This is a genomic window from Lysobacter sp. MMG2 (genome assembly GCF_016735495.2).
In the GTDB taxonomy this organism is placed as follows: Bacteria; Pseudomonadota; Gammaproteobacteria; order Xanthomonadales; family Xanthomonadaceae; genus Lysobacter_J.
The window spans coordinates 1350721-1365681 of the sequence record NZ_JAERQY020000001.1; the positions used below are offsets into that span (position 1 = coordinate 1350721).

Sequence of the window (14961 nt, forward strand, 5' to 3'; positions counted from 1 at the left end):
CCTGCCTGCGTTGTTTCCAGCTGCCGATGCCGGTTGCTTCAACCCTTGAAGCCGATCTCGCTCAATGCCTCGTAAGGCAGGTCGAACGATTTGCCGCTGTCGGTGATGAGCCTCGCGCGCGCGCCGCCGTGCAGCGCCACGGTCACCTCCACCTTTTCCACGCGCTCGTTCTGCGCAAGTCGCGAGAGCTTCTCGCGCAGCGCTTCGTCTTCCAGCGCGGCGATGACGACGGTGTAGGTGGTGGTGGCCTGCAACGTGCTCGATCCACGTGGCAGCGTCACGGAGACCTGCGCGGTTCCCGCTGCCGTGGTTCCGGTGATGGCGGGGCTGATCGCCTCGCTGGGCGTTCCGGACGCCGGCACGATGCGCAACTGCACCGTGTTGCCGACGGGCACGTTGGTGGTCTCGAATCCGACCACCACCGGACCGGTCGTGGTGTCCGGCAGGTTCACGTCGTTGGTGCCCGTGGGAACCGCCGCGACGGCCTGGCCGGCGACGGAGGAAATACGCAACGCCGGCGCATTGGCGATGAACACCGGGCCGATGTCGCCGCGCACGTAGGTGGGCTGCGACGTGCCGTTGTAGGTGACCGATTCGCCTTCGATGCGGATGCGACCTTCGGAGCCGCCGTAGACGCTCCTGCCGTCGTAGCCGCAGTACTGGCGCCGGTTGCCGTTGTAGTTGATGCAGCCGCCGGACGCATAGACCGTGCCGTTGCCTGCGACGGTGGTTGCGACCAGTCGGATCGCGCCGCCGGAACCGCCCGCGCCCTGACCGCCGGCACCGGTGCCTCCATGTCCTGCACCATCGCCGCCCGTCGCGTCGACGCTGCCGGTAATCCTCAGCGTGCCCGACGACGCGATCAGGATCGCGCCACCACCGCCGCCGCCGCCGGAACCGGGATAGTTGGTGCCGCCCCGGCCACCACCGCCGCCGGAACCACCCACCAGCGGCTGCAGCAGCGTCGAGCCGTACGAGAGGCCCGCGGGACCGTAGTTCGCGGCGCACTGGTGCGTGGTGTAGTACTTGTAGGCGTTGTTGGCGTAGCCGCCGCCCGTGCCGACGTACTTGTAGTAGCCACCCGCGGGCGTGCAGCCGTCGCCGCCTTCGATACCGCCCGGACCACCGCCCGGCCCGAGTCCGGCACCACCGCGGATGATCTCCACGCGTTGCTGCGCATCGCCGCCGCCGCCGCGACCACCGCGGAAGCCGCCCGGGCCACCCTCGCCCGGCAAGGCGTCATCGGCCTGGGCGCCATTGCCGTAAGTGCCGGTCGGCTTTCCATCCTCGCCGCGCACGTCGATCGTGCCGGCGATGGTCACATCACCGCTGGCCAGGATGTACACCGGCGTGTTGGCGGCATTGCGCTTGAACTTGACGCTGACGCCGACGGGAATGTTGATGGTGGTGTAGTTGAGGATGCCCGACGGCGGCAGCTGGATCTCGGTGCTGGCCGTCGGATTGAGCACGCCGTCGGCACCGGTGCTGCCGCTGTCGAACGCGGCCCATGCCGTCGGCGCGAAGAGCGCCGCGACGAGCGCCATCGCCAACGACGCCTGCGTCGGCGCGCGGAACTGCTGATTCATGGGGTAGCTCCTGTTACGCGCATGCGATGCGGCGGCTTGCGGGTGTCGGGTGGTGATCTCGGCCATGGTCTGCTCAGCCCTTGAACCCGATCGCGCTCAGCGCGGCGTACGGCATCTCGAACGTCTGTCCGCTGCCGGTGATCAACTTCGCGCGCGCACCGCCTTCCAGCGCGACGGTCACTTCGACCTTCTCGACGCGTTCGTTCTGCGCCAGGCGCGACAACCGTTCGCTGAGCGCTTCGTCCTGCAGCGAGGCGACGGTGACCGTGTAGGTCGTCGTGGCCTGCAATGCGCTGGGCCCCTGCGGCAGCGTCACCGACGCGTCGGCCGTGGCCGCCGCGGTGCTTCCGACAAGCGCGCCACTGACCGCCGCGCTGGGCGTGCCGTAAGCGGGCACGACGCGCAACTGGATCGTGTTGCCCAGCGGCACGTTGGTGGTTTCGAACGCCACCACCACCGGGCCTGTCGTGGACGCCGGCAGCGTCACGTCGTTGGTGCCGGTCGGCACCGCCGGCACGGCCTGGCCGGCCACGGAGGAAATGCGCAGCGAAGGCACACTGGTGAGGAACACTGCGCCGATCTCGCCGCGAACGTAGGCCGGCGAGGACGTACCGCTGTAGGTGATGGACTCGCCTTCGATGCGGATGCGCCCTTCGGAGCCGCCCCACTCGTCGCTGCGTCCGGTGGCACCGCATCGCTGGCGTCGCGCATTGTTGTAGTTGATGCAGCCGCCCGCAGCGAGAAGCGAGCCCGTACCGGCCACCGTCGTGGCGATCAGTCGGATGCCGCCGCCCGAACCGCCCGCACCCTGACCGCCGACGCCCGTGCCGGTGACACCACCGCCGTCGCCACCGGTCGCGTCGACGCTACCGGTGACGCGCAATGTTCCAGAGGAGGCGATCAGCACGGCACCACCGCCGCCACCGCCGCCCGAGCCGGGATAGTTGGTGCCGCCGCGCCCACCACCACCGCCTGAGCCGCCCACCATGGGCTGCATGAGCGCCGAGCCGTAGGGGTCGGCTGCGGGCGTGGTCATCGTGCAGTGATACATGTAGACCTTGAGCGCCTTGCTCGCGTAAGCACCACCAATGCCGGCGTACTTGTAGTGACCCGTGGTGGCGTTGCAGCCATCGGCTCCCTCGACACCACCCGCACCACCACCCGGCCCCAGGCCACCACCGCCGCGGATGATCGCCGCACGCTGCTGCGTGTCGTCGCGTCCACCGCGTCCGCCTTCGAAGCCGCCGGGACCGCCTTCGCCGGGAATGCCGTCGTCGCCCTGCGCGCCGTCGCCGTAGGTGCCCGCGTGCTTCGCATCCGCGCCGCGGACGTCGATCGTGCCGGCGATGGTCACGTCACCCGACGCCAGGATGTACACCGGCGTGTTCGCGGCATTGCGCTTGAACTTGACGGTGACACCGGTCGGGATGTTGACCGTCGTGTAGTTGAGGATGCCCGACGGCGGCAACTCGATCTCGGTGTTGACCGTCGGATTCAGGACCCCGTCGGCGCCGGTGCTTCCGCTGTTGAAAGCGGCCCAGGACGTCGGCGCGAAGAGCGCCACGACGAGCGCAGTCGCCAACGATGCGCGCGTCGGCAGTCGGAGAGGCTGATTCATGGTGTAGCTCCTTGAACGGGTATGCGTTGCGTCGTGCTGGGATGAGATGTCGCCCGCGGCATGCGGCGCGGACCGGGCATCGCGGCAATGCGCGTCGCGCATGCCGCATGGGCCGCCGGATTCGTGGGCGCTTGAACGGTGCAGGGTCATGGGCCGGCCACCACGGTGAGGGTGTTGGCCACGCTCGGTGTCGCGGACGTCACGCCACCGGGCACCTTCAGCTGCAGCACGCGCTGCCCCGTCGTCGCGCCCGCGGCGATGTGCACGGTGACCTTCAACTGTTCGCCCGTTGCGTCCTGCGACCACACCGGCGCGCCGACCTGCGTGAATCCGTCGGCCGGAGTGAAGACCGCACCAGTGACGCCGGCGAGGTCGCGGCCACGCACGGTCAACGTCACGGTCTCGCCCGTGTTGAGCACGATCGGCGAAACCGAATCCATCGACGGCACGCGTCCGATGCCGAACGAGGCCAACGCGCCGGACTGCCAGACGACCTCACCGCTGCTCGTGCGCAGGCGCAGGCGGCGCGAGCCCAGGGCCGCGTCCTGCGCGACGCTGACCGGAACATCGAGTTCGGTGCCCGACGCATTGGCCGACACCGTGCCGAACAGGATGCCGGCGCTCGGCACGGCTTCCACCGACGTCACCTGTCCCAGATCGACGCCATGGATGCGCAGCGTGTCGGAGACGCCCTGCAGCCAGCCATCGGCCGACTTGCCGCGCGCCACACTGCCCACCAGCAGGCCGACGGTGTTCGCGGTCGGCATCAGGTCGACCGGCTGCGGCGGCAACGGCTCTTCGATCACCATCACGCCCACGGTCGGTGCGATCAACGCACCGTCGTAGGTCTGGCTCTGGCCCGCGCCGACGCGCACTCCGACCGCCGGCGACATGATCGCCGGGTAGGCAGGACCGGTCTGCGCGGCCAGCACCACCGTGTTCGCAGGCGACGCTTCGGCAGCGGAATCGCCGGCGGCCGTCGTCACGATCAACTTGCGCGGGCCCGTGGTGGCCGCAGCGTCCACCTGCACGGCGAAGGCCAGCGTGTTGCCGCCGTCGCTCGCGGTGAACGGACGGATCACGGTGATGCCCGCGGCCGGCACGAAGCGCACGTCGACCACGTTGTCGAGGTAACGGCCACGCACGGTCAGCGTCTGCGCCGTGCCGCCCAGTGTCAGCACCTGCGGCGCGATGGATTCGACCATCGGCGGCGGCGTGGACACGAGGAACGCACCGTCGTTGACGTTGGCAAAGGCCATCGGGCCTGCCGGCGTGGCGAGCACCAGGCGGCGCAGGCCGAGCACCGCGTCGGCGGCCACGGTCACCGGGAAGGTCAGCTCGCTGCCATCGCCCGCGACGGTCGGCGTGCCCACCGTGAGTCCCGTCGCCGGCACGAACGACACCGCGTTGACGTCCTGCAATCCCTGTCCCTGCACCTTCACCGTGACGGTCGAACCCACGATGCCGGTGCGCGGCGTCACGCCGGTGGCGCTGGCGCCCACGACCACGCCCAGGTGCTGCATCAGCACCGGCACGATCTGCTGCGGATCCGGTGCGCGTTCGCCCACGCTCACGCCGACCAGCGGCGCGGTCCACGCATACGTGGACTCGATGGCGCCCACCACGTGCAGCGTGTTGGCGCTGGTGGCGTCGGCCGGACTGGTGCCGGTGACGCTGGACACCTGCATGGCCCGCGAACCCAGCGCGGCAGTGGAACCGACATGCACCATGGCCGTCAGCTCCGTGCCGTCGGCATTGATCACCGGCTGCGCGTCGATCTCGATGTCGCTGCCCGGCGTGACGCTCAGCTTCGCGTCACGCAGGTTGCGACCGCGCACGACCATGGACACCGTCGAGTTGCGGGTGACGGTGATCGGCGAGATCGAGTCGATCCTGGGCAGGCCCGCCGCCAGGTACACGGTCCCGCTGGCCGCGTTGGCGAACGCGAGCAGCGAACCATTGTTGTCGCGCACGACCACACGCCTCGGGCCGCTCTCGGCATCGCCGGTCGTCGTCACCGGCACGCTCAGGGACGTTCCATCCGGCGACACCGTTGCGGCGCCCAGCGTGAGTCCGTCCGCAGGCACGATCGAAACCAGCGAGCCTGCGGGGATCGCGGCGCCGAGGATCTGCAGGTTCTGCGTCGTGCCCGCGGTCCAGCCATTGGGAACGACGTCGCCCAGCACCGCACCGACGCCCACGCCAACGAGGCTGTTGGGCTTGGTCTCGCGTGTTTCGCCGCCCACCGGACCACCGGCGACGGTGACACCCACCGGCGGGGCGTAACTGGTGTTGATGCCACGGAAATCAGGCGTGATGAAGATCGGCGTCGAGCTGTTGCCCAGCGTGGCCGACTGCGCGATCAGCGTGACCGAACCCTGCACCAGCGGCGTGATCGTCACGCGCGCGGTGAGCTGGCCCGCGGCGATGGTGAGCGATGCCGGAGTGACCGTGGCCTTGGCCGGATCGGACACCGAGAAGTTGATGGTGTGGTCGCGGATATCCGCCTTGGACAGACGCAGCGTGATGTCGTGCGCCTTGTTGTCCGGCGGCATCGCGATCGGCGTCGGTTCGAAACTCACCGTCGGCGGCACCGGCATCTGCACGGTGAGGTTCACCGAGTTCGACAGCAGCGGCGGACTGCCGCCGGCCGGATGCGGATTGCGCACCTGCAGCGGCAGCACCGCGGCGGCGCTCTGGTTCGGGAGCGTGGCGCGCAGTTCGCCGCCACTTACGTACTGCGTCGGAAGTCCGGCCGAGTTGACCAGCACTTCCGACTGCGCGCTGAAGTTGCGCCCGGTGACGACGATTTCCGAAACGCCCACGCCCGCGATCACGGTCGCGGGCACGATCTGCGTCACCGCCGGGATCGGCGGCGTCACGGTGAGTGCATTGGGCAACACGAGTTCGCCGGCGTCCACGCGCAGCGACAGCGCGGCGGGCCCCAGCGCCGCATCGGCATTGGCCTTGAGCTGGAAGCTCAAGCGCGACGAGGAGCCGCCGCTGATCGGCGTCACCGTCAGGCCGCTGTTGTCGACCGCCCCTGCCGCAAAGCCATCCAGGCGCACGCCATCGACCGCCACGGACACGGTCTGTCCCTGTTCGATGGTGGCCGGCGTGATCTGCGATACCGCAGGCGAGCGGCCCACCGAAACGGTGCCGCTACGCACCACGTACGGAATGCCCGACAGGTTCCACTTGACGCTGCCGACGATGTCACCGGCCGGCACTTCGATGCCGTTGACATCGTTTCCGCTGGCCTTGTTGCCGACACCGGAGGGCGAAGCCGCCAGGTCGATGCTGATCGCAGGGCCCTGGCTGTTGCGGATGTCCAGGTAGTTCAGCACCGGCGAAGCACCGTTCACCACCAGGCCGCGTCCGTGCTCGAAACGTACATGCTCAAGACGCGTGGTGGCGGTGGCGCCCGGTCCGAACGTCCAGGTGCCGTAGTCGCCGGCGGCCGGCGCCTGTCCGCGCAGTGTCTTGACGGAAAGCACGCGGATCGGCTGCGTCACGGTGCCGAGCGCGCGGAGGCTGCCCGCCTGCACGTTCACGCTCGCACCGGCTTCCATGTACACCGTTACGCCCGCGTCGATGGTGAGCGTCGCGGCGCTCTGCACCAGCAGGTTGCCCGACACCACGTACGGACTGTTGGCAAGCGTCCAGCGCGCATCGGTGGCGATGGAACCGCTCACCGCCGTCTCGGCGCGGGAGTTCGGAGCGAAGGCGAGCGACAGCGTCGCCATCATGAGCAGCACAAGCAGTCGCCAGAGCGGAACGGCACGCGCCGGCCCCGCGCCTTGCGTCATCTCGACGAAGTCACGGGTTCCGGACGCACGCGCACGCGCGCAGCCTGGCCTCTCAGGACAGAGCGGCATGGTGGATTGGGCTCGAGTGCGCGATCAGCGACGAGGCGCGCGCGAACGCGACGCTTCGTTGCCGAGCGGAATGCTGTGGTATTCGGAAGCGACGATACGGGCCTGATCGAGGCGCTGGGACCAGCGCAAGGCCGCACTACACCAGGCGCCGAGGGCGCCGGACTGCTGAAAATCCATTCATTCCCCCTAAATCCGTTTATTCCGGCATGCGCCCGGAAACCCCTTCCCTGGCGTTGCGGGTCCGATCATAAACAGGGCTCGATCGGTTTTGCAATCCACTGCAAACGATCAGGATGATCCTCGTCACAAATTCGGAACGCGAGCCATCCGGCCGCGCTCGCGCGACGGACTGCATCCGCCAGCGGCGATGCAGTACGCGTTCCCGACATCGCCAAGAAGCAGCCACTGGCGGCATGCGAACGAGCAACGCGTGCGAGATCGCAACGCGTTCGGCCTTCAATTCCTGTGAGGCAGCGGGCGCTTGCACACGCACGCGGCGCAGATCCGTCAGCTTTCTTCGGGTCGCGGCTGGAACATCTGCGCACGCGGATGGAACCTGCGCGGCGCGTAACCGAAATCGCGCTGCGCCGGTGCGATGTCGAACGTGAGATCGCTGCGCATGCGGCGCACCGCGGCTTCGCCGAGCCCGGTGCCGCGTCCGCTCAGCTGCGCGGCGAACAGCGCGGCACTGAACAACGGCGAAGGCAATTCGACCAGCTTCGGCGGCGGCGTCAGCGAGGCGAGCACGCGCGCCACCATGTCGCGGTAGCTCAGCGTCTCGCCGCCCGGCAATGCGTAGGTACGTCCATGTGTGGCCGCCTGCGATGCGCAGGCAAAGGCCGCCGATGCAAGATCGTCCGCATGCACCGGCTGACGCAGGCCGTTCGCACCGCGCGGCAGCGGGAAATAACCCCAGCGCTGCGCAAGCTGTGCGATGCGTGTGAGCGTGGCATCGCGACCGGCTCCGTAAATGAGCGTGGGCCGAAGCAAGGTCGCCGCCGCATCGCGCTTGTGCGCGGTGGACAGGACGAGCTCCTCGCCTTCGCGCAGGCGACGCGCGACATCGCGCTCGGCCGCATCCGCCGAACCGCGCTTCACCTCCACGCTGGTGGAACCGAAGGCGATCACGCGCGGGCACTCGATCGCGCTGCCCGCGAACCACTGTGCGAAGCCGTCCAGCGGCCCGCAACTGAAGATGGCGTCCACGCGTGCGGGCACGGCCGGCATCGCGTCGAGTTCGCCGCGCAACCAGTGCAGGCCGGGCTCGTCGGTGTGCATGCCGCGCGAGAGCGCCGTGACGCGCCAGCCATCGCCCAGGAGCATGCCCAGCAGTGGAAAGCCGATCTGTCCGGTCGCGCCGAACACCAGTGCATGCCGCATCGTTCAGTCCACTCTTGTCATCGGGGGCAGCGTCATGCGCAACCATATCCAGCCGGCGAGCGCCGACACGAGCGAGGCCAGCAACACGCCCAGCACGGCCGCGTCGTAGAGGTGCGGATCGCGATAGGCGAGCGAAGCGATGAACAGGCTCATCGTGAAACCGATGCCGCACATCAGCCCGAGGCCGAGCATCGCGCGCAAGCCCATGCCGTCCGGGAACCGCGCCCAGCCCAGCGCGCGCATCAGCATCGCCGCGCCGACGATGCCCACCGGCTTGCCGACCACCAGGCCAAGCAGCACGCCCATCGGCAACGGTGCGAACACGTCGTCCAGTGCCATGCCTTCCAGCACGAGCCCTGCGTTGACGAAGGCGAACAACGGCAGGATCGCGTACGCGACCCACGGATGCAGCGCGTGCTCTAGCGACTCCAGCGGTGAACGCGCGACGCCTTCGCGCGAACCGTGCGGCACCATCAACCCGGTGACCACGCCGGCCAGCGTCGCGTGCACTCCGGACTTGAGCACGCACACCCACAGCACCGTGCCCAGCATCAGGTACGGCGCCAGGCGCCTGACGCCACGCCGATTGAGCAGCCACATGCCGGCGATCGCCGCGGCCGCCCACACCAGCGCCGTCGTCGACAATCCGTGCGAATAGAACAGCGCGATGATGACGATGGCGATGAGATCGTCGACCACCGCGATCGTCGACAGCAACAGCTTCATGCCCGTTGGCACGCGCGAGCCGAGCAGCGCGAGCACGCCGAGCGCGAAGGCGATGTCCGTCGCCGTGGGCACGCCCCAGCCGCGCAGCGCCTGCGCATCGCCGCGGTTCAACGCGAAGAACAGCAACGCCGGAACGACGACACCGGCGGTCGCGCACACCATCGGCAACACCAGCTGCGAGCGACTGGCGAGCTGTCCGCTGAGCGCCTCGCGCTTGATCTCCAGCGCGACCAGCAGGAAGAACACGGCCATCAGGCCGTCGTTGATCCACAGCAACAGCGGCTTGGCGATGTCGAACGCGCCGATGCGCACTTCCACGGGCAGTTGCCGGAACGCCTCGTACGCCGGCGACAGCGGCGAGTTGGCCGCGGCCATCGCCAACACCGCGGCGGCGATCAGGACGATGCCGCCGGCCGCCTCCAGGCGGAAGAACTCCCGCAGCGCGCGCACGCCGCGCGGAGACGGTGTGATCGGCCCGGAGGCGGAAGGAGGAAGGGTCTGCGTCATCGGCCCAGTATATCGGCCGCGATGCGCGGCCCCGTCAGTACATGGTCAGCAGTTCGAACGCGACCCACGCGAAGAACGCGATCAACAGGCCCGCGCCCTCGCCCTTGCTAATGTGCAGGTCGCCGCGCAGCATCGGGTAGAGCATCAGCGCGAACACGCCGGCCGCGGGCAGTTCGAACATCACGAACGATTCGGGCAGCGCCATGGAGCCTCCGATCGCCGCCATGCCGCCGATCACCACGAGCAGGTTGAACAGGCTCGAACCGATCACATGGCCCACCACGATGTCGCCATGCCCCTTGCGCGCGGCGGAGATGGCGGCGGCCATTTCCGGCAGCGCGGTGCCGATGGCCACCGGCAGCAGGCCGGTGAGCAGTGGCGCCATGCCGATGCCCTCGCCGATCGTCGGTGCACTGCGCACGATCATGCGCGAGCCGAAGTAGAGCAGCACCGCCGCGATCGCGAAGCGGATGATGTTGAGCCACAGATCGGTGCTGGTGCGTGCGAAGGCGGCGATCGCATCTTGCAATTCGGGCGATTCACGACGCGTGCGCGCTGCGGCGAACATCACCACCGCCACGAAGGCCACGAGCAGGAGCATGCCCTCGATCCGCGACAGCCTGCCGTCGAAACCCAGCACGATGGTCAGCAGCGTGCCGAGCAGCAACACCAGCAGCAGCGGCGAGAGTGCGCGCCAGCGCACGGTCAGCGGCGCGACCAGCGCGGCCGCGCCGAGCGTCAGGCCGAAGTTGGCGACGTTGCTGCCCACCGCGTTGCCCAGCGCCAGCGCGGGCTGATGGCGCACGACTGCCTGCAGGTTGACCGCCAGCTCCGGCAGCGACGTGCCGAAGGCGACCAGCACCAATCCGGCAACGAAGGGCGAGGCCCCCAGGCGCTGGGCCAGCCCCGACGCGCCCTTCACGATCGAGTCGCCCCCCAGTGCCAGCAGCACCAGCCCCAGTACGAACCAGCCAATGGCCTCGAGCATCGTGTCCCCCTCCACGTCTCACTCCCTCGATTCTAAGCCCGGGCCGCCCTGCCGCGCCCAGCACCGTGTCTCAGGAGCAACCTTCCACATAGTCCACCTGCGGCGGCTCGCCGATTCGCCACGTGGTGACGCGGCCCGACGCATCGGTCTCGAACAGCACCACGCCCGCGCCTCCGTCCGGATTGGGAACGCGCAGGTACTTCCCGCCCTCGACGTATTTGTGGTTCTGCACCTGCACGTGCCCTGCGTACAGTTGCTCGATCTGCTGCGTGCTCATGCCCACGCGCCCGCCGCCGGGCGCCTCGATGTCCTCGGCGTTGACGTCCATGCGCACGAAGCGCTGGTCTTCGAACATGAAGGCGATGCGGTAGCCGCGTTGCGTGCGCGGTTGCGGCATGAGGTAGTAGCAGCCCTGCGGCGTGTCGGGCTTCATGCCGCCCAGTTCACGGCCCCAGGCCATGCGCAGTTGTTCTTCGGTCGAGCCGAACGGCGCGGGGCCGAAGCCCGCGAAGCCGATCACACCGGGGGCCGGCATGGCGCCGTTGGCGGCGCCGGGCGGCGGCGGCGGCGTTCCGCTGGACGGTTGCGAGGCCGGCTCCACCGCCGGCGCGGGCGTGGCGACGTCCGGCGTGCGTGCAGGCCCGCGGTCACCGCAGGCCGACAGCACCAGGAGCAAGGCCGTCGCAGTCGCCACCCTCATCACGCACGCTCCATGCACGGCACCGGGCCGGTCGGGCAGCCTAGCTCCGCACCGCGTTAACGCAACGCAAACGCGCCCGCTCAGGCCTTCGCGTCGAAGTGCTTCTTCAGCCCGGCCCAGCACGCCTGGTAATCGCGCTGGCGATGCGCGGCATCGAGGGCCTGCTTCGTCGGACGGATCACCGCGCGCGTCTCGAACATGAAGGCCATCGTGTCCTGGACCACGTCCGGCTTGGACAGATCGGCCGCACTGGCCTTCTCGAACGTCGCCGCGTCCGGACCGTGGCCGGTCATGGAGTTGTGCAGCGACGCACCGCCCGGCACGAAGCCTTCGGCCTTGGCGTCATAGGCGCCGTGCACCAGGCCCATGAACTCGCTGGCGATGTTGCGGTGGAACCACGGCGGGCGGAACGTGTCCTGCGCGACCAGCCAGCGCGGCGGGAAGATCACGAAATCCAGGTTGCTCGTGCCCGCCGTGTCGCTGGGCGAATGCAGCACGAGGAAGATCGACGGATCGGGGTGGTCGTAGCTGATCGATCCGATGGTGTTGAAGTGGCGCAGGTCGTACTTGGACGGCGCGTAGTTGCCGTGCCAGGCGACCACGTCGATCGGCGAGTGACCGATGTGCGCGCGCCACAGGTGGCCCTGGAATTTGGCGATCAGCTCGAAGTCGCCTTCGACATCTTCGTAGGCCGCGTTCGGCGTGAGGAAATCACGCGGGTTCGCCAGCCCGTTGGAGCCGATCGGCCCCAGGTCCGGCAGGCGAAGCATCGCGCCGAAGTTCTCGCACACGTAGCCGCGCGCCTCGCCGTCGGGCAGCGTCACCGCGAAGCGGATGCCGCGCGGGATCACCGCGATTTCCTGCGGCTCCACGTCGAGCACGCCCAGTTCGGTCTCGATGTGCAGGCGGCCCTGCTGCGGCACGATCAGCAGCTCGCCGTCGGCGTCGTAGAACCAGCGGCCCTGCATGTCGCGATTGGCGGCATACAGGTGGATGCCCACGCCGCCCTGCGCAGCGGGCGAACCGTTGCCGGCCATGGTGAACAGACCGTCGACGAAATCCGCGCCGCCAGCGGGCATCGGCATCGGGCTCCAGCGCAGCTGGTCGGGCGAGACCGGCGCGTCGCCGAAGTCATTGTGGAAATGCGCCTGCGCGTAGGCTTCAAATGCGCCGTGCATCGCGGCGGGGCGGATGCGATACAACCAGCTGCGGCGGTTCGCATGGCGCGGCGCGGTGAACGCGGTGCCCGAGACCTGTTCCGCATAGAGCCCGTGCGCTACGCGCTGTGGCGAGTTGCGCCCGACCGGCAGCGCGCCGGCCACCGCCTCCGTCGCGAACTCGTTGCCGAAACCGGATTGGTAGCCGTTGCTGGTGATGGTCATGTCGGAGCCTTTTAAGCCCCTCTCCCATCGGGAGAGGGGTTGGGGTGAGGGGCGGCGGAGCGGCATGCGTTCCAGATCGCTTCGATGACAGCGTCGGTCTGCTGCAGCACTTCGTTGTCCCAGAAGCGAAACACCGTGAAGCCTTGCGATTCGATGAAACGGGTGCGGGTCAAATCTGTCTGGTACGAATGCTGCGAGCCGTCAAGCTCGATGACAAGCATCGCGGTCAAGCAGACGAAGTCCACGACATAGGGAGGAATCGGATACTGGCGCCGGAACTTGAAACCGGGAAGCTGGTTGTTTCGCAGCCCTCGCCAGATCACGCGCTGGGCATCCGTGGCCGACGCTCGGAGGGATCGCGCCCTGCGCAACGTGTCCGTCGGCAATTTCGCCCTCTGACGGTCTTCCATGCTCCACCCCTCACCCCAACCCCTCTCCCGTCGGGAGAGGGGCTTCAAAGCACTTACTTACAGCACGCCGCGCCGCATCTGATCGCGCTCGATGCTCTCGAACAGCGCCTGGAAGTTGCCTTCGCCGAAGCCTTCGTTGCCCTTGCGCTGGATGATCTCGAAGAAGATCGGGCCGATCGCGTTCTGGGTGAAGATCTGCAGCAGCTTGCGCTGGTGGGTTTCCGGATCGGCGTCGATCAGGATCTTGTTCTTCTGCAGGCGCGGCACGTCCTCGCCGTGGTTGGGCACGCGTTGGTCGACCACGTCGAAATACGTGTCCGGCGTGTCGAGGAACGCCACGCCTTGCTCGCGCATCGCCTCGACGGTGTCGTAGATATTGTCGGTGAAGCAGGCGATGTGCTGGATGCCCTCGCCCTTGTAGGCGTCGAGGTATTCGTTGATCTGCGACTTGGGATCGTTCGACTCGTTGAGCGGGATGCGCACGATGCCGTCCGGCGCGGTCATCGCCTTGGACACCAGACCCGTCTTCACGCCCTTGATGTCGAAGTAGCGGATCTCGCGGAAGTTGAACAGACGCTCGTAGTAGTCCGACCACTTCTGCATGTTGCCGAAGTACAGGTTGTGCGTGAGGTGGTCGATGAAGGTCAGGCCGAAGCCCTTCGGATCCGCCTCGGCGCCCTGCACCGGCAGGTAGTCGCCTTCGTAGATGGAGCCGTTGTCGCCGTAGCGGTCGACCAGGTACAGCATGCAGTCGCCGATGCCCTTCACCACGGGCGCGGCGACCGCGCGGCTGGCGGCCTTGTCGGTGATGGCTTCGCCGCCGTTGCCGACCACGGTGTCGAACACCTTCTGCGCGGATTCCTTGAAGCGGATCGCGAAGCCGCAGGCGCTGGGGCCGTGCTTGGCGGCGAAGTCGGCCGCGAAGCTGTCCGGGTCCTCGTTGACCAGGAAGTTCACGCCACCCTGGCGGTAGACCGTGATCGGCCGGGTCTTGTGGCGCAGCACGGCGGTGAAGCCGAGCTTGCGGAAATAGTCGTGCAGGGCCTCGCCCTGACCCGCCGGGGCGGCAAACTCGACGAACTCGAAGCCGTCGATGCCGAGCGGGTTCTCGAACGTGGTGACCTGCATGCCGAGGTTGGGCTGCGCATTCATGGCATTGTTCTCTGATGGCGGCCCGGCTGATGGGGGACGGACTTCCGGCCCGGGCCAATTCGGAAACGACTTTTATAGTTTCACCTGAAACCATAATCAAGGCATACCGCACCATGAATGCGCGCGACCCCGGATTTCCCAGGCTGGGCCAGACCCTGCCCGCCCACGCCCAGCTGGACCTGGAGCACTTCCTGCCCTACCGGCTGTCGGTGCTCAGCAACCGCGTCAGCGGCACGATCGCGCGCATCTACACCGAGCGCTTCCAGCTCAGCATCACCGAATGGCGGGTCATGGCGGTGCTGGGGCGCTACCCGGGCCTGTCGGCCAACGAGGTGGCCCAGCGCACGGCCATGGACAAGGTGGCGGTTAGCCGCGCCGTCGCGCGCCTGCTCGAAGCCGGTCGGCTGGATCGCGAAATCCACGGCGACGACCGGCGCCGGTCGGTGCTGAAGCTGTCCGAGGGCGGCTACAGGATCTACGACGAGGTCGCGCCGCTGGCGCTGGCCTTCGAGCGCAGGCTGCTGGAGGGCATCGACGACGCCGAGCGCGCCGCGCTGTTCCGCCTGCTGGACCGGCTGGATGAGCTGGAGCTGCAGGCGGAAACCCAGTCGGGCTAGAGGCGCGCGACTGACGC

Annotated in this window: 12 protein-coding genes; 1 reads left to right on the plus strand and 11 read right to left on the minus strand. The window is 68.4% G+C overall.

All coding sequences use genetic code 11. The features are described 5' to 3' along the window. Nucleotides 1–38: 38 nt before the first annotated feature. From JI752_RS06105 to hppD, 11 genes are all read right to left on the minus strand, one after another. Nucleotides 39–1586, minus strand: a complete 1548-nt coding sequence (locus JI752_RS06105; RefSeq protein ID WP_216960743.1) for a hypothetical protein — start codon at nucleotides 1584–1586, stop codon at nucleotides 39–41. Between the two features lie 73 nt (nucleotides 1587–1659). Continuing rightward, nucleotides 1660–3204 carry a hypothetical protein gene (locus JI752_RS19420; RefSeq protein ID WP_216960745.1) on the minus strand — a complete coding sequence of 515 codons (1545 nt, stop codon included), beginning with the start codon at nucleotides 3202–3204 and terminating at the stop codon, nucleotides 1660–1662. Between the two features lie 146 nt (nucleotides 3205–3350). Next, nucleotides 3351–7013 (minus strand): hypothetical protein, encoded by a 3663-nt coding sequence (locus JI752_RS06115; RefSeq protein ID WP_216960748.1) that lies wholly within the window; start codon nucleotides 7011–7013, stop codon nucleotides 3351–3353. A gap of 93 nt (nucleotides 7014–7106) precedes the next feature. Next, entirely contained in the window at nucleotides 7107–7259 is a 153-nt protein-coding gene (locus tag JI752_RS06120) for a hypothetical protein (protein ID WP_216960751.1), read from the minus strand. Between the two features lie 330 nt (nucleotides 7260–7589). Further along, complete coding sequence (locus JI752_RS06125) at nucleotides 7590–8462, minus strand: nucleoside-diphosphate sugar epimerase (RefSeq protein WP_216960753.1); 873 nt, start codon at nucleotides 8460–8462, stop codon at nucleotides 7590–7592. A gap of 3 nt (nucleotides 8463–8465) precedes the next feature. After that, the gene (gene nhaA, locus JI752_RS06130) at nucleotides 8466–9695 is read right to left on the minus strand and encodes a Na+/H+ antiporter NhaA (RefSeq protein ID WP_216960756.1); all 1230 of its coding nucleotides are present in this window, start codon (nucleotides 9693–9695) and stop codon (nucleotides 8466–8468) included. A gap of 34 nt (nucleotides 9696–9729) precedes the next feature. After that, on the minus strand, nucleotides 9730–10683 hold the full coding sequence (locus JI752_RS06135) for a calcium/sodium antiporter (RefSeq protein ID WP_216960759.1): 954 nt from the start codon (nucleotides 10681–10683) through the stop codon (nucleotides 9730–9732). A 70-nt stretch (nucleotides 10684–10753) separates the two neighbouring features. Beyond that, a complete protein-coding gene (locus JI752_RS06140; RefSeq protein ID WP_216960762.1) occupies nucleotides 10754–11383 on the minus strand; it encodes a hypothetical protein in 630 nt (209 codons plus the stop codon). Nucleotides 11384–11463: 80 nt separating this feature from the next. Beyond that, nucleotides 11464–12765: a homogentisate 1,2-dioxygenase gene (gene hmgA / locus JI752_RS06145; protein WP_216960764.1), complete on the minus strand. Its 1302-nt coding sequence runs from the start codon at nucleotides 12763–12765 to the stop codon at nucleotides 11464–11466. Between the two features lie 11 nt (nucleotides 12766–12776). Continuing rightward, nucleotides 12777–13175: a DUF559 domain-containing protein gene (locus JI752_RS06150; protein ID WP_216960767.1), complete on the minus strand. Its 399-nt coding sequence runs from the start codon at nucleotides 13173–13175 to the stop codon at nucleotides 12777–12779. A 57-nt stretch (nucleotides 13176–13232) separates the two neighbouring features. Further along, a complete protein-coding gene (gene hppD / locus JI752_RS06155; protein WP_216960769.1) occupies nucleotides 13233–14327 on the minus strand; it encodes a 4-hydroxyphenylpyruvate dioxygenase in 1095 nt (364 codons plus the stop codon). 113 nt (nucleotides 14328–14440) lie between these two features. Between hppD and JI752_RS06160 the strand changes: the two genes are divergently transcribed. Then, nucleotides 14441–14944, plus strand: a complete 504-nt coding sequence (locus JI752_RS06160) for a MarR family winged helix-turn-helix transcriptional regulator (RefSeq protein ID WP_216960772.1) — start codon at nucleotides 14441–14443, stop codon at nucleotides 14942–14944. Nucleotides 14945–14961: the final 17 nt, after the last annotated feature.

Bases quoted from the DNA above. Each gene is read 5' to 3' on its own strand.
- JI752_RS06140 (WP_216960762.1), bottom strand. From the start codon at position 11,383: ATGAGGGTGGCGACTGCGACGGCCTTGCTCCTGGTGCTGTCGGCCTGC.
- JI752_RS06160 (WP_216960772.1), top strand. From the start codon at position 14,441: ATGAATGCGCGCGACCCCGGATTTCCCAGGCTGGGCCAGACCCTGCCC.
- JI752_RS06115 (WP_216960748.1), bottom strand. From the start codon at position 7,013: ATGACGCAAGGCGCGGGGCCGGCGCGTGCCGTTCCGCTCTGGCGACTG.
- JI752_RS06150 (WP_216960767.1), bottom strand. From the start codon at position 13,175: ATGGAAGACCGTCAGAGGGCGAAATTGCCGACGGACACGTTGCGCAGG.
- hmgA (WP_216960764.1), bottom strand. From the start codon at position 12,765: ATGACCATCACCAGCAACGGCTACCAATCCGGTTTCGGCAACGAGTTC.
- hppD (WP_216960769.1), bottom strand. From the start codon at position 14,327: ATGAATGCGCAGCCCAACCTCGGCATGCAGGTCACCACGTTCGAGAAC.
- JI752_RS06105 (WP_216960743.1), bottom strand. From the start codon at position 1,586: ATGAATCAGCAGTTCCGCGCGCCGACGCAGGCGTCGTTGGCGATGGCG.
- nhaA (WP_216960756.1), bottom strand. From the start codon at position 9,695: ATGACGCAGACCCTTCCTCCTTCCGCCTCCGGGCCGATCACACCGTCT.
- JI752_RS06120 (WP_216960751.1), bottom strand. From the start codon at position 7,259: ATGGATTTTCAGCAGTCCGGCGCCCTCGGCGCCTGGTGTAGTGCGGCC.
- JI752_RS19420 (WP_216960745.1), bottom strand. From the start codon at position 3,204: ATGAATCAGCCTCTCCGACTGCCGACGCGCGCATCGTTGGCGACTGCG.
- JI752_RS06135 (WP_216960759.1), bottom strand. From the start codon at position 10,683: ATGCTCGAGGCCATTGGCTGGTTCGTACTGGGGCTGGTGCTGCTGGCA.
- JI752_RS06125 (WP_216960753.1), bottom strand. From the start codon at position 8,462: ATGCGGCATGCACTGGTGTTCGGCGCGACCGGACAGATCGGCTTTCCA.